Here is a 13,699-nt window from a genome sequence, read left to right on the forward strand (position 1 = left end):
TGTGCACCGGTGTCATGAGGACGCCAATGCTCTGATGCTGTGTTGTTGTCTGCCGAAATTGTCGTTATCAGTTCTTCGCGGGTGATTGGGCTCACCCGTCCCTGTGCGTACCCGGCAGATGCCGGGACGGTGTCATTGCGCGCGCCGGACCGCGCCCAGAGCCTTCTTTCCTCGTCTGATCAGCGCGTAGCCGCCCTCGAGGAAATCATCCTCGGCGAGCAGCTGATCTTGGTCTTCGACACGCTGGTTGTTGATGTATACGCCACCGGATTTGATGGTTTTACGGGCTTCGGACACCGACTTGAACAGTCCGGCCTTCACGCCCGCCTCAGCCACACGGTCGCCTGCCGCGACCTGTGCGAAGGTCCGGCCGCCTTCACCGTCGTCGACTTTCAGCCCCTCGATGGCGGCTTCCAGTGTGTCTTCGCCGATGGTCCGCAAATCACCACCACGACCGAACAGCGCGGCCGCCGCGTCAATGGCCTGCCGAGTGGCTTCCTCACCGTGCACATAGCTGGTGACCTCCCATGCAAGCGTCTTCTGCGCTTCACGGGCGCCAGGATTTGCTTCGACCTCGCCTGCAAGACGTTCGATCTCGTCCTTGGGCAGGAAGGTGAACACCTTGAGCAGTTTCACAACCTGGTCGTCGGGCTGGTTGAACCAGAACTGGTAGAACTTGTACGGGCTCAGCATGGTCGGGTCCAGCCACATGGCGTTGCCTTCGGACTTGCCGAATTTCTTGCCCTGGGAATCCGTGATGATCGGGCTGGTCATCACGTTCACGGAGGTTCCCCGCACCTTGCGGATCAGGTCGAGGCCGGACGTGAGGTTGCCCCACTGGTCGGCACCACCCGTCTCAAGCACCACACCGTATTCGTCGTACAGGTGCAGGAAGTCGTTGCCTTGCAACACCTGATAGCTGAATTCAGTGAAGGAGATGCCTTCTTCAGAGTTGAGACGACGGGCGACGGTCTCTTTGCTGAGCATGGTGCCGAGCCGGAAGTTCTTGCCGACATCGCGCAGAAAGTCAATCACCGACATGTTCGCGGTCCAGTCGTAATTGTTGACGAAACGCACGGCATTGTCGCCCTCAGTGTCGAGGAAACGCGAAATCTGCGTGCGCAGACGCTCGACCCACCCGGCGACGATCTCCTTGGGGTTGAGGGTTCGCTCACCGCTTTGGCGCGGGTCGCCAATCAGACCGGTTGCGCCGCCCACCAGAGCATAGGGCTGATGCCCGTCAGCCTGGAGGTGACGCATCACGATGAGCTGCACGAGATTGCCGATGTGGAGCGATGGCGCCGTCGGATCGAAGCCGCAATAGTAAGAAATGGGATTCCCGTTGAGAACAGCCGCAAGCTGTTCCTTGTCGGTGGATTGGTTGATGAGTCCGCGCCACTCCAGCTCCTCCATAGGTGTGGAGAAGCCGGCATCCCTGTAATTCCTTACCTGGGCCATGATGCTCCCTCTGTTGTTGTCATGCAGTGCCGTGTGCTGTATCGGCACGTACCGCGACTGCCGCACAGACACACTCAATCTCATCTATTGTGCCAGCTCATGCCGACAGCCGGACATGGCCCAAGCCCGGCCGACACGCCTACTGCCGCTCGGGATATTGCGACTGGTCAGGATTCGCGGCTGGTCGTCATCCGGCTGAATACCAGCTGGCTGAGCGGTGAACGACTGTGGTCGAACAGCTGCGGAGCATCAGGGACAGATCCGGCATTCTGGGACGAGACGTCGAACTGCAATGCGGACGACTGGTCCGGAATCGGCTGCGGGAAGAAGGTCTGCGACTGCTCCTGCATCGGTTCATCGGCCTGCGGCTGAGGCAGGAACTGCTGTCGCGCCGCGTATTGTGGCTGCGCCGGATATTGCGGCTGGAACGTGCCGAACTGTGCCTGCGACAGATCCGTCGACATCGGCATGCTGGGCGCGGTCGCCTGCTGCTGCCACGCCAGTCTCGCCATCCGCGCTGCTTGCCCCTTCTGGCGGAACATCTTCCACACATAGGAAATCACTCCGATGACGAAGGCCAGCGCGTAGCAGGCGGGTCTGATTAAATCATGGGAATCTATCGATTTGACACCGTAGCCCATGCTCTGGGAGAACGCCTTGGCCCGGTCTCTGTTTGCGGTACCGGCCAAGGCGAAGAGAATGGAATACCGCTTGGCATATATGGCTCCCCAATCTTCTGAGTAGGAGAATTCAAGTCCATTGGGCACATTCGTCATGTTGATTACTTTGGACTTCAGATAGCCGCTGTAATTGTTCAGTGACTTTTCCGCATCAATGGGATCCAAGGCCTCGACATAGATCATTACAATCCCGTCTTCTGAGGAGTCAGCGGCTGCACTGCACGATTTGAACGTAATCTCGTCGGACAAATTCGAGAGGTCGCTGCCAATCACATTGGCGACATTCGAGCATCCGTGACCCAAATCCTCGACTGTCAGGCCGTGTTCCCGGGCCTCCTTCGAGAAGTCCTCCGGGCTTGTCCCGGTATCGACGCTGCAGCCGCCCAAGGGCAGAATCATGCCGCACAACAATGCGAAGACCAGAATGAACCGTCTGAACATGCAATCCACCCCGGCACCACGTCTTGTACACACGACTGCGGTTCTTGGAACGAATCCTTCTGACGCGGCGGTTTCCTCGTCTCTCATGGTTACAGAACCACCCATGGTTTCCCCGTTCTCCTACTGGATTCCAAAGTGTGCCCGACTGGTTCCCTTGGACATTCCTTGTCTCACTGCTCTCCCAGTTTTCACCAAGTCATCATCATGATTTGACAGATTCACGTCGAATCGCATACATCATCGTGTTCGATTTTGCATATTCACCGATTGTCGCCGTCGGCCGCATCGCCACCGTTGCGGTCAATCAGGTGTCGAACAGTTTCGATGAGTGAATCGTATGTACTGGATGTGGTGGAAGTCAGGCGCGGGAATGCGTCAATCATACGACGCTGCTGCGCGCTGAGCACACCCATCGCCGCGTCGCGCAGCCGCGAAAACGTCTCCTGGGAGGATTTCGACCAGGCGCGCATTCGACGCGTCAACGTAGGTCCGTCCCACACGGGCAGACTCTCCCCCGCCCGCGAGGCATATTCCTGAATCATGGCTTTGAGCTTGTCGAGATTCTCCTCGAAACCGGCCATACCGCGGATTGTCACGACAGTATCCGCTACCAACAGGGCAGCGCAGACAGCGCATACCGCATGCAAGACGGCAGGCGGAATCGTCTGCGTCAGCCCCGCGACCACAGGCTGAGCCACCTTGACAATGAGCACACCTGCAGCACCGAACACCACGGCCCCCAGCAGGCACACCCGCCCTTGGATATTGAACCGGCGACGGCTGTAATCCCACCATCGCGCGTGAAACAGTTGCTCCATCGCCCATGATGTCACGTATTCGAGCGCGCTGGCGCCACCAGCTGCCGCAAGGAACACGACCACCGGGTTGGCGATGCCACCGAGCAGCAAAACGGCCAGCACCGCTCCCACTCCATATATTGGGCAGAGTGGACCATTGAGGAAGCCTCGGTTCACCCAGCGGCGGCTTGCTGCAGACACCAGTATGGATTCGTAAGTCCACCCGGCGATGCTGTAGCCGATGAACCACAGGAACAGCCGTTCGAGTGTGCCGAGCATCATGCACGGGACATCCGGGAGTGCCGGGAATGTCTGGCATATCGTTTGCGGCGCTTGAACCGCGTCGGCGACAAGGTCTCCCGAGTGGCGCTGATCTTATCCGCGAGTGACACGATGTATCCTTCGAGGTATTTCGGCGGAATCGGTGTCAACGGGAACATATGCCGCGCAATGCTGTCACGTTCGACGCCGCCGAGCTGGAAGTCGCGGGAGGCGTTGAGCAGCGCGGTCTGCCCATGGGTCAAACCATGCAGACGATGCGTACCGTTGTCCCACTCATGCCAGTCGTACAGGAAATAGTCGTGGAGCAGCGCGGAACGTACCAGTGCGCGTTGATCGACCCTGTCCCACAGATGCATCCGGTCCGCCAGCCAGATGCTGAGGCAGGCGACCCGGATGGAATGGGCGAAAGTCGTCACCGACCCATGCTGGTAACTGGTACGCTCGATGCGCATATGCTCGTGCAGGATGATTTCCTCGCCCTGACGCTCGACGATGCGCTGGATCTGGATTCGATCGAGCATATCAGGCCAAAGAACCCGGGGCTTTGAAGGCGCTGCCGTCACTGCGCGATGTTGCGAAATGTCCAAGCTCGACGGCGAGGTTCTTCGCGGCGCGAATCTGTTCGCGCACCCGCGCCGGCGAAGTGCCGCCACGGCCGTTACGCGCCGTGACCGACCCCTTGGTGGACAGGACTTCACGCACTTGCGGAGCTTTGTCTGCGGGCAGGAAACCGCTGAACACGATGATGAAATCGTCATCGGTCAAATCCCACAGTTCCTGGCCGCGGCCTTCGGCGAGTTTGACGCACGCGCCGGACAGCTCGTGGGCGTGGCGGAACGGCACACCGTTGCGCACCAGCCATTCGGCGATATCCGTGGCGAGCGCGAAACCACGCGGCGCCTCCTGCTCGAGGCGTTCCTTGTCGAAGACCATGGTGCGCAGCATGCCAGCGAATGCGGGCAGCACGACCTCAAGGGTGTCCACTTGGTCGAACACCGCTTCCTTATCTTCCTGCAAATCGCGCGCATATGCGGTCGGCAGACCCTTCAGAGTGGCGAGCAGACCGGTCAGGTCGCCGATCAGCCTGCCGGACTTGCCACGGGTGAGCTCGGCGATGTCCGGGTTCTTTTTCTGAGGCATGATCGACGAGCCGGTCGAATAGGCATCATCAAGTTTGACGAAGGCGAATTCCTGGGTATTCCAGATGATGATTTCCTCGCTCAGACGCGACAGGTCTATGCCGGCCATCGCGGCGACGAAGGCGAATTCCGCAACCACGTCGCGGCTTGCCGTCCCGTCGATTGAATTTTCGGTGACACGGCTGAAACCGAGTTCGCGTGCCACGGCATCAGGATCAAGGCCCAGGGTGTTGCCGGCGAGCGCACCGGAACCGTACGGGCTGGCGTCCGCCCGGCGGTCCCAGTCGACCAGGCGTTGTACATCGCGCAGCAACGGCCATGCGTGCGCCATGAGCTGGTGGGCGAGCAGAACGGGCTGGGCGTGCTGCATATGGGTGCGTCCGGGCATAACGGTGTCCCCCGCCTGTTCGGCCTGGCCGATCAGCGCCTGGACGACATCGATGATCTGCCCGGCGATGAAGCGGGCATGGCGACGCAGCCACATGCGGATAAGCGCGGCGATCTGGTCGTTGCGCGACCGGCCTGCCCGCAGTTTGCCGCCTAGCTCGTCTCCGGCGATGTCCAGCAGACCTCGTTCAAGCGCCGTCGCCTCGTCCTCGTCCTCCTCGATGGGGGTGAACGACCCGTCATCGACGGAACGCTGCAGCTGGTCGAGCGCGGCTTCCATACGATTGAGCTCGTCCTTGGTGAGCAGTCCCGCACGACCGAGAGCGCGTGCATGGGCGCGCGAACCGGCGATGTCGTCGTCGGCGAGCCGCCAGTCGAACTGGGTCGATTTGCTCAGCCGCGCCAGCTCAGGCGAGGGACCGGATGAGAATCGCCCTCCCCACAGCGCGATTGAATGTTCCGGTGCGTTCGAATGTTCCTGTTCGTTGTTCTGTTCCATGGACGTTGGCGTCTTTCTGTGTTGTCTGGGTTGTCGGATTCGGCGTTGTCGGATGCAATATTGCCGGACTCGGTATTCCGCAGGCTTGTTGTGTCCTACCCTACACCGGCGATTCGTCAAACCGGCCGGATATGCCGGGAAGGCCATGGACCGGCGTGCCGGCATGGCCTTCCCAATGCATTCCCCCGCACGCAAACATCCTGTGCCGCAGGTTGCGCGTGCCGCGTTGGGGTTACTCGACGGTGTTCTCTGGTACTTCGATGCCGTTGCCGAACTTGACGTCACGAGCGGCGGCGACCTTGCTCGGCAGGCCGTAGATCTCGATGAAGCCGTTGGACGCGTGCTGATCGAAGCTGTCACCAGAATCGTAGGTGGCGAGGTTGTAGTCGTACAGCGAGCTGTCGGAGCGGCGTCCGGTCACGACCGCGCGGCCGCCGTGCAGGGTCATGCGGATTTCGCCGGACACGTACTTCTGGGTGTCCTCGATGAAGGCGTTGAGCGAATGGACCGCCGGAGAGAACCACTGGGCATCGTAGACGAGCTCCGCCCAACGCTTGTCGATATCGCGCTTGATGCGGTGCTGCTCACGTTCGAGGCAGCAGTTCTCGAGTTCCTGATGCGCGGTGATGAGCGCGACAGCACCCGGGGCTTCATACAGTTCGCGGGACTTGATGCCGACGAGACGATCTTCGATCAGGTCGATACGGCCGATGCCCTGGGCTCCAGCGCGCCGGTTCATTTCCTCGATGGCCTGCAGCGGGGTGACGTCCTTGCCGTCGATCTTGACGGGGACGCCCTGCTTGAATTCGATGACCACCTCGTCCTCGACCGGTGGGAACGCCGGGTCGTCGGTGTAGGAGTAGCAGTCCTTGGTCGGGGCGTTCCACGGATCTTCGAGGAAGCCAGTCTCGATGGCGCGGCCCCACACGTTCTGGTCGATGGAGTACGGGCTCTTCTCGGTCTGGGTGATCGGCAGCTTGTGGTCCTTGGCGAATTGGATTTCGACGTCGCGGGTCAGGGACAGATCGCGGATCGGGCTGATGGCTTTGAGCGTCGGGTCGATCGACTGGATGGAGACCTCGAAGCGGACCTGATCGTTGCCCTTGCCGGTGCAGCCGTGCGAAATGGTGTCGGCGCCGAACTGGTGGGCGGCACGCACCAGATGCTTGGTGATCAGCGGGCGGGAGATGGCGGAAACGAGCGGATAGACGCCTTCGTACATGGCGTTCGCCTTGAGGGCGAGCATGCAGTATTCGTCGGCGAACTCCTCACGGGCGTCCACGACATATGCTTCGACCGCGCCGCAGGCGAGTGCACGCTGCTTGATGGTCTCGAGGCTTTCGCCGCCCTGGCCGACGTCGAGGGACACGGCAACGACGTCTTTGCCAGTGCGCTCCTTGAGGTACGGGATTGCCACGGAGGTGTCGAGGCCTCCGGAATACGCCAAGACGATGCGCTTGTTGTCGCTCATGACTGCCCTTTCTGATTGGAGTTCTTGCATGTTGATACTGTAATTATATACAGACCTATGCATAAGTATGCATTAAGCGGTGTTCCGCGTGTCGTTTTTCGGATCGGACCGCGCGCAGACCCGTCTGAGGACAGGATTTGCATACAAACCGCCATTTGTCGAAACGAGCCGCGATGACCAAACTCGCGCAGAAAAAGGTACGCAGAAAAAAGTACGCCCGGCGGATTGTCATTGTGGTGACAGTCCACCGGGCGTGGCACACAGGATCAGTCAGTGCTCTGCTGGCTGTTGGAGGAGGCGATGCTCAGCAGCCATTTGGCACGCGCGGCTGCCGATTGGTCGTCCTTGCAGATGATGAGCACGGTGTCATCGCCGGCGATTGTGCCGAGCACATCGTCCAGTGATTGGCGATCCATGACACTGGCCACATACTGGGCCGCCCCCGAAGGCGTATGTATCACCGCAAGATTGCGCGCCGACGCCACGGAAGTGACCAGTCCGGACAGAATACGCGACATCTGCTGCTGCGCCGATTTCGGAGTCGTCGACTGCCCGTACCCCAACACGTAGGCGACTGTCCCGTTCTCGAGACGTGTTTTCGTCGCGTTGATCTCCTCGAGATCTCGGCTGAGCGTCGCCTGGGTGACGTCTATTCCCTCATCCGACAGCATGTCGGAGAGTTGGGATTGGGACGTGACGATGTGATGCAGCAGCATCTCCTCGATCGCGCTGAGACGAGCCGCCCGTGTCGCAGGCCGTTGCAACGGCGTTTTCTTGTCTTCCATAGCGTCCGTGCAGCTTAGGCGAGCAGGCTTTCGTCGCCGCGCAGCTGGCCAGTCAGCCAGGTGAGCAAAGCCTTCTGGGCGTGCAGACGGTTTTCGGCTTCGTCCCAGACCACGGACTGCGGGCCATCGATCACCGATGCGGTGACCTCCTTGCCGCGATACGCGGGCAGGCAGTGCTGGAACAGGGCGTCCGGCTTGGCGAGCTTCATCAGTTCGTCGTTGACCTGGTAATCCCAGAACGGCTTGGAACGCTTCTCATACTCGGCCTCTTCGCCCATGGACACCCAGGTATCGGTGAACACGCAGTCGGCGCCTTCGACTGCCTCGCGCGGATCGGTGGTCACAAGAATGGACCCGCCGTTTTCGGCCGCGATGCGCTTGGCGTCATCCACGATGCTCAGCTCAGGCAGATAACCGTAAGGCCCGGCGATGCGGACGTTCATACCCGCAGTCGCGCCAGCGAGCAGATAGGAGTTGGCCATATTGTTGGCCGCGTCCCCCAGATAGGCGATGGTCTGCCCGGCAAGCGCATCGACACCGCCGCGGAACTGGGCGATGGTCATGAAGTCGGCGAGCACCTGGCAGGGATGGAACTGGTCGGTCAGCGCGTTGACGACGGGGACGGTCGCATATTTGGCCATCTCCTCGACGCGTTCCTGCCCGAAGGTGCGCCAGACGATGCCGTAGGCCATACGGGTGAGTACGCGCGCGGTGTCGGCGACCGGCTCGCCTCGGCCCAGCTGGGAGCCGGACTTGTCGATGACCAGCGGATATCCGCCAAGTTCCGCCACGCCGATTGAGAAGCTCGAACGGGTGCGGGTGCTGGGCTTGTCGAACAGCACGGCGACGCCCTGCGGCCCTTCGAACGGCCGCTTGTAGAAGCGGTTTTCACGGAATTTCAATCCAAGTGCGATGATCTGCTTCTGCTCGTCATGATTGACGTCATCATCGCGAAGCATGTGGCGCAACTGCCCATCCATACGGTGTACTCCATTCTCTTTGGTTCTCTTTGGTCTGTACTGTCTCTTCGGTCTGTCCAACTCGGGCGTCGCACTTGCACCGGTCGCGAACCGTTTGTACATCGGTCGTAGCGGCCACGAAGGCCGTGACGTCAGTCGTCGGCGAGATCCGCCGGCACGCCGGCCATAATCGAAACGGCCTCATCTACATCCTGCGCGGAAACGATCAGCGGGGGTGCGATGCGCAGCGCATTCGGGGCGACGGCATTGACGATCAGCCCGTGTTCAAGCATCCAGTTCATCGCCGCATGGGCGCACGGGTGCGCCAGCTCGACCGCATCCAGCAGACCGGCGCCGCGCGTTGACTTGAACAGCGGATTACCGGTGGCCATGATGCCTTCGCGCAGCTGCTTGCCTCGCGCCTGGGCGTTGGCGAGCAGATCATCATGCTCAATGACGCCCAAGGTGGCGAGCGCAGCCGCGGCCCCGAGCGGGTTGCCTGCGAAGGTGGATCCGTGCGATCCGGGAGTGAACAGGTCGGACAACCGCTGCCCGAAGGCGATCATGCCGCCCATCGGGAAGCCTCCCGCCACACCTTTGGCGAAGGTGATGATATCCGGGGTCACGCCACCGGAGAGTTCCTTCTGTTGGAAGGCGAACCAGCTGCCGGTACGTCCGATGCCAGTCTGCACTTCGTCGATGATGAGCAACGCGTGATGCTCATCGCACAGCTGCCGCGCCTGGCGTACATACTCGGCGCCGACCGGCATGACGCCGGCTTCGCCTTGGATGAGTTCCATGATGACCGCGGCGACCGGGCCTTTGCCGTCAGCTGTGGTTCCGGTCGCGTCGAATGCGGCCTTGAGCGCTTCGACGTCGCCGGGTTCGACGAATTCGACCGCCGGGACGAGCGGCTCGAACGGCTCGCGGATCACGGGCTTCCAGGTGGCGCTCAGCGCGCCCAGAGTGCGCCCGTGGAAACCGTGGACCATGGAGATGATACGCGCGGGTTTCCCGCCCGGTTCAGGCAGGGCACCCGGAAGTGTGCGGCCATAGAGCTTGGCAAGCTTGATGGCGGCCTCATTGCCTTCGGCGCCCGAATTGCCGAAATAGACGTGGGACCCTTCAGGGGCCCCGGCGAGCTTGACCAGTTTCGCCGCGAGTTCGATCTGCGGTTCGGTGGCGAAATAGTTGCTGGTGTGGGCGACTTTGGCCGCCTGCTCGCTGACGGCCTTCACCCACGCCGGATGGGCGTAACCGAGCGAGTTAACCGCGATACCTGCGAGGAAATCAAGGTATTCATTGCCGTCGATATCCCAGATGCGCGTGCCCTTGCCGTGATCCATGACGCGCAGCGGAGTGCCGAACACGTTCATGTGCACTTGCGAGTATTTGCCGAGCCACGCTTTGTCTTTGGTCCCGAGTTGCTCGAGCTGTCCGTCAGTCGTCATAGGAACTCCTCATTTCCACACCATCTTCGGGCACGACCATGGTGCCGACGCCTGAGGTGGTGAATATCTCGTTCAGAATCGAATGTGGTTTGCGCCCGTCGATGATGTGCGCCTGGGGCACTCCCCCGTCGATGGCGCGCACGCATGCCTCCATCTTGGGCCGCATGCCGGTTTCCAGATCGGGCAGCATGTCACGCAGGTTTTCGACACCAATGCGGCCAATCAGAGAGTTGCGGTCCGGCCAATCCGCGTACAGGCCGTCAACATCGGTGAGAATCACCAGTTTGCGGGCGCCAAGCGCGGAGGCGAGGGCAGCGGCCGCTGAGTCTGCGTTCACGTTGAGCACTTGGGTGGCGTCTTCTTCGTCTGGCGCGACCGAGGACACGACAGGGATGCGACCAGCGGAAATCAGATCCTCAACAGCGGAGGCGTCGACGCTGACCACATCGCCGACGAGCCCGATATCGGTGGGTTTGCCGTCGATGATAGGTTTGCGCTTCATGGCGGAAAACAGGCCGCCGTCCTCACCTGACAGGCCTACGGCCATCGGACCGTGGGAGTTGATGTAGCCGACCAGTTCGCGGGAGACCTTGCCGGTGAGCACCATACGCACGACGTCCATCGCCTCAGGTGAAGTGACGCGTAAACCGCCCTTGAACTCGGATTTGATGCCGAGCGCCTTGAGCATCTTGGAAATCTGCGGGCCGCCGCCGTGGACGACGACGGGATGCATGCCCACTTGACGCAGAAATACCATGTCTTCGGCGAAGCACTGTTTGAGATGCTCGTCGACCATGGCGTTGCCGCCGTATTTGATGACGATCCGCTGCCCGGCGAACTCCTCGAGCCAAGGAAGCGCTTCGATCAGCACTTCAGCTTTCTGATCCGCCCGCAAATCGGTGTGTACGTCCAGGTGGTATCCCGGACCTTTCAAATCACTCATGCCGTTCTTTCTGTATGTGTAATCGCTTGCGTGTCTGTGACAGGCATAGCCTCGTAAGCGACCTTTGCCGATCAGCTCTCGTAATCGGCGTTGATGTGTACGTATTCGTGGGTCAGGTCGTCGGTCCACACGGTCGCTTCGGCCTCGCCGGCGTTAAGGTAGACGTCCACCCCCACTTCGCGCGGGGCCATATCGACCTCGGAGCGATCACGCCCGGTGCCGCCTCCTTGGCAGATGCGCACGCCGTTGACGTCAACATCAACATGCGTTGGGTCGAATGGTGCGACACTAGGCGGAACCGTGCCCAGCGAGCTGAGGATGCGACCCCAGTTCGGGTCGTTGCCGCTGACCGCGCATTTGAACAGGTTCGATGCGGCGATGGCACGCCCGCAGGCTAGCGCCGCGTCTTCACTGGTTGCCCCGTGGATGCTGATGCGGATGTCGTGGCTGGCGCCTTCACCGTCGCCTACGATCTGGCGGGCGAGGGATGCGCATGCCTGACGGACGAGATCGTTGAATTCGTCAGGGTCCGGCTCCACGCCGGAAGCGCCTGATGCGAGCAGCAGCACGGTGTCGTTAGTGGACATGCAGCCGTCGGTGTCAATGCGGTTGAAGGTCACTGAGGTGCCTGCGGACAACGCGGCCTGCATGGCGCCCGGGGTGACGACGGCGTCAGTGGTGATGACACAGAGCATCGTAGCCAGCTGTGGGGCGATCATGCCGGAGCCCTTGACCATGCCGCCGATGCGGTATCCGTTGCCTTCCAACGCCACGGTTTTCGGCTTGGTGTCGGTGGTCATGATTGCGTGCGCGGCGTCGCTTCCGCCCTGTTCGCCGGAATCAAGCCCCGCGTAAGCGCTTTGCACTCCGGACAGGACGTGGTCCAGCGGCAGCAGCTCGCCGATCAAGCCGGTCGAACATACCGCGACCTTGCCGTCTTCGACGCCGAGCAGGCCTGCCGCCTCATGCGCGGTGGCTTGGGACTGTTCGAACCCGGGCTGCCCAGTGCAGGCGTTGGCCCCGCCGGAATTGAGTACCACAGCCTTGAGATGGCCGTCGGCCACCGCTTTGCGTGACCATTGTACCGGGGCGGCGCAGAATCGGTTGGAGGTGAATACGCCTGCCGCCGCGTCAAGCGGGCCGTTGTTGACCACGAAGGCAAGATCAAGCTTGCCTGCTTTCGCGGAGATGCCGGCGGCGACTCCGGCGGCGGAGAATCCTTGTGCGAACGTTACACTCATGGTGCCACTCCAATCTTGGTCAGACCTTGGTCCTCGGGAAGCCCCAAGGCGATGTTCAGCGATTCGACCGCCTGGCCGGCGGTTCCCCTGTTGAGGTTGTCGATTGCGGCAAAGGCGATGATCCTGCCTGCATGCCGGTCGGCGACGACCTGAACATGCGCTGCGTTCGAGCCGACGACATTGCCTGTGGCCGGAAGCGTACCCTGCGGCAACACGGTGACGAAATCTTGCCCTGCGTATGCCTGTTCCCAAACCGCATGCAACTGGTCGTCGCTCAGATCACGGGCGGCGTCGGTCATCGGCGCGCTCACCGTAGCGAGGATGCCACGCGCCATCGGCACCAGCACCGGGGTGAACGACAGAGAGAACTGCGATGCCTGCGCCGCCTGCAAACCGGCGGCATGGGCGAAGTTCTGCAGGATTTCAGGGATATGCCGATGGGTGCCGCCGACGCCATAAGGCACCGCGGAACCGAAGGCTTCAGCAGCCAGCAGGTTGGTGCGTTTGAGGTTCTTGCCGGCACCCGAATACCCGACGGCGAGGTCGGCGACGATGCCGGTATGCTCGATCAGCCCTTCGGCGATACCGGGCTGCAACGCGAATGTGGTTGCGGTGACATTGCACCCCGGGCCGGCGATGCGCTTGGCGCCGGGCAACGCGGCACGTTGACGAGTGTACGTGCCGTCAGTGCTCTTGCCGGTGATGAGCTCGGGCATGCCGTACGTCCAGTGCTCGTAGAAATCACCGCCATAGAAAGCATCCCAAGCGTCCCGCTCTTCGAGACGGTGGTCCGCACCCAAGTCGACAACGATGGACTGCGGGTCGAGCTTGGCGGCCAAAGCGCCGGAAGCGCCGTGCGGCAGGGCAAGCACGATGACATCATGCCCATTGAGTACTTCCGGGGTGGTGTCCTGCACCGTCAAATCCGCAAGCTGCGGGATATGCGGCATATGCTTGCCCAGTCGGTCTCCCACCGAAGAATGACCCGCGACGCACGTCACCTCGAAATCGGGGTGCGTCGCTAAAATGCGCAACGCCTCCCCGCCTGCATACCCGGTGGCTCCCGCCACCGCGACGGTGTATTTTGCCATTTCACATCACTTCCCATGCATGATGGCTGCATATCAATACTGCCAGTATAGCATATCTATACAGAACCATGTATA

At 61.3% G+C, this 13,699-nt stretch carries 12 protein-coding genes; all 12 read right to left on the minus strand.

Annotation, left to right across the window (positions count from 1 at the left end; genetic code table 11):
• Nucleotides 1-132 precede the first annotated feature (132 nt).
• Nucleotides 133-1,458, minus strand: a complete 1,326-nt coding sequence (gene tyrS / locus ACZ41G_RS05025) for a tyrosine--tRNA ligase (RefSeq protein ID WP_321046216.1) — start codon at nt 1,456-1,458, stop codon at nt 133-135.
• A gap of 167 nt (nt 1,459-1,625) precedes the next feature.
• Nucleotides 1,626-2,579, minus strand: coding sequence for a hypothetical protein (locus ACZ41G_RS05030; RefSeq protein ID WP_464144755.1), 954 nt, complete (start codon nt 2,577-2,579; stop codon nt 1,626-1,628).
• Between the two features lie 260 nt (nt 2,580-2,839).
• Entirely contained in the window at nt 2,840-3,655 is an 816-nt protein-coding gene (locus tag ACZ41G_RS05035) for a putative ABC transporter permease (protein WP_033507375.1), read from the minus strand.
• Nucleotides 3,655-4,179, minus strand: a complete 525-nt coding sequence (locus ACZ41G_RS05040; RefSeq protein ID WP_033507343.1) for an HD domain-containing protein — start codon at nt 4,177-4,179, stop codon at nt 3,655-3,657. The genes ACZ41G_RS05035 and ACZ41G_RS05040 overlap by 1 nt, the downstream gene beginning before the upstream one ends.
• 1 nt (nt 4,180) lies before the next feature.
• The gene (argH, locus tag ACZ41G_RS05045; RefSeq protein WP_033507341.1) at nt 4,181-5,683 is read right to left on the minus strand and encodes an argininosuccinate lyase; all 1,503 of its coding nucleotides are present in this window, start codon (nt 5,681-5,683) and stop codon (nt 4,181-4,183) included.
• A gap of 232 nt (nt 5,684-5,915) precedes the next feature.
• Nucleotides 5,916-7,154: an argininosuccinate synthase gene (locus ACZ41G_RS05050; protein WP_152356140.1), complete on the minus strand. Its 1,239-nt coding sequence runs from the start codon at nt 7,152-7,154 to the stop codon at nt 5,916-5,918.
• A gap of 266 nt (nt 7,155-7,420) precedes the next feature.
• The gene (argR, locus tag ACZ41G_RS05055) at nt 7,421-7,939 is read right to left on the minus strand and encodes an arginine repressor (protein WP_029577051.1); all 519 of its coding nucleotides are present in this window, start codon (nt 7,937-7,939) and stop codon (nt 7,421-7,423) included.
• Between the two features lie 14 nt (nt 7,940-7,953).
• Nucleotides 7,954-8,919 (minus strand): ornithine carbamoyltransferase, encoded by a 966-nt coding sequence (argF, locus tag ACZ41G_RS05060; protein ID WP_464144758.1) that lies wholly within the window; start codon nt 8,917-8,919, stop codon nt 7,954-7,956.
• Nucleotides 8,920-9,050: 131 nt separating this feature from the next.
• Nucleotides 9,051-10,349, minus strand: coding sequence for an acetylornithine transaminase (locus tag ACZ41G_RS05065; RefSeq protein WP_464144760.1), 1,299 nt, complete (start codon nt 10,347-10,349; stop codon nt 9,051-9,053).
• Nucleotides 10,339-11,292 (minus strand): acetylglutamate kinase, encoded by a 954-nt coding sequence (gene argB / locus ACZ41G_RS05070; RefSeq protein ID WP_101452661.1) that lies wholly within the window; start codon nt 11,290-11,292, stop codon nt 10,339-10,341. Before argB ends, ACZ41G_RS05065 begins: the two co-directional genes overlap by 11 nt.
• A gap of 71 nt (nt 11,293-11,363) precedes the next feature.
• On the minus strand, nt 11,364-12,533 hold the full coding sequence (argJ, locus tag ACZ41G_RS05075) for a bifunctional glutamate N-acetyltransferase/amino-acid acetyltransferase ArgJ (RefSeq protein WP_464144761.1): 1,170 nt from the start codon (nt 12,531-12,533) through the stop codon (nt 11,364-11,366).
• Complete coding sequence (gene argC, locus ACZ41G_RS05080; RefSeq protein WP_033507329.1) at nt 12,530-13,624, minus strand: N-acetyl-gamma-glutamyl-phosphate reductase; 1,095 nt, start codon at nt 13,622-13,624, stop codon at nt 12,530-12,532. The genes argJ and argC overlap by 4 nt, the downstream gene beginning before the upstream one ends.
• Nucleotides 13,625-13,699: the final 75 nt, after the last annotated feature.

This window comes from Bifidobacterium porcinum (assembly GCF_055378475.1).

Excerpts from the sequence above, each read along its gene's own strand:
- tyrS (WP_321046216.1), bottom strand. The coding sequence starts at position 1,458 with ATGGCCCAGGTAAGGAATTACAGGGATGCCGGCTTCTCCACACCTATG.
- ACZ41G_RS05030 (WP_464144755.1), bottom strand. The coding sequence starts at position 2,579 with ATGTTCAGACGGTTCATTCTGGTCTTCGCATTGTTGTGCGGCATGATT.
- ACZ41G_RS05035 (WP_033507375.1), bottom strand. The coding sequence starts at position 3,655 with ATGCTCGGCACACTCGAACGGCTGTTCCTGTGGTTCATCGGCTACAGC.
- ACZ41G_RS05040 (WP_033507343.1), bottom strand. The coding sequence starts at position 4,179 with ATGCTCGATCGAATCCAGATCCAGCGCATCGTCGAGCGTCAGGGCGAG.
- argH (WP_033507341.1), bottom strand. The coding sequence starts at position 5,683 with ATGGAACAGAACAACGAACAGGAACATTCGAACGCACCGGAACATTCA.
- ACZ41G_RS05050 (WP_152356140.1), bottom strand. The coding sequence starts at position 7,154 with ATGAGCGACAACAAGCGCATCGTCTTGGCGTATTCCGGAGGCCTCGAC.
- argR (WP_029577051.1), bottom strand. The coding sequence starts at position 7,939 with ATGGAAGACAAGAAAACGCCGTTGCAACGGCCTGCGACACGGGCGGCT.
- argF (WP_464144758.1), bottom strand. The coding sequence starts at position 8,919 with ATGGATGGGCAGTTGCGCCACATGCTTCGCGATGATGACGTCAATCAT.
- ACZ41G_RS05065 (WP_464144760.1), bottom strand. The coding sequence starts at position 10,349 with ATGACGACTGACGGACAGCTCGAGCAACTCGGGACCAAAGACAAAGCG.
- argB (WP_101452661.1), bottom strand. The coding sequence starts at position 11,292 with ATGAGTGATTTGAAAGGTCCGGGATACCACCTGGACGTACACACCGAT.
- argJ (WP_464144761.1), bottom strand. The coding sequence starts at position 12,533 with ATGAGTGTAACGTTCGCACAAGGATTCTCCGCCGCCGGAGTCGCCGCC.
- argC (WP_033507329.1), bottom strand. The coding sequence starts at position 13,624 with ATGGCAAAATACACCGTCGCGGTGGCGGGAGCCACCGGGTATGCAGGC.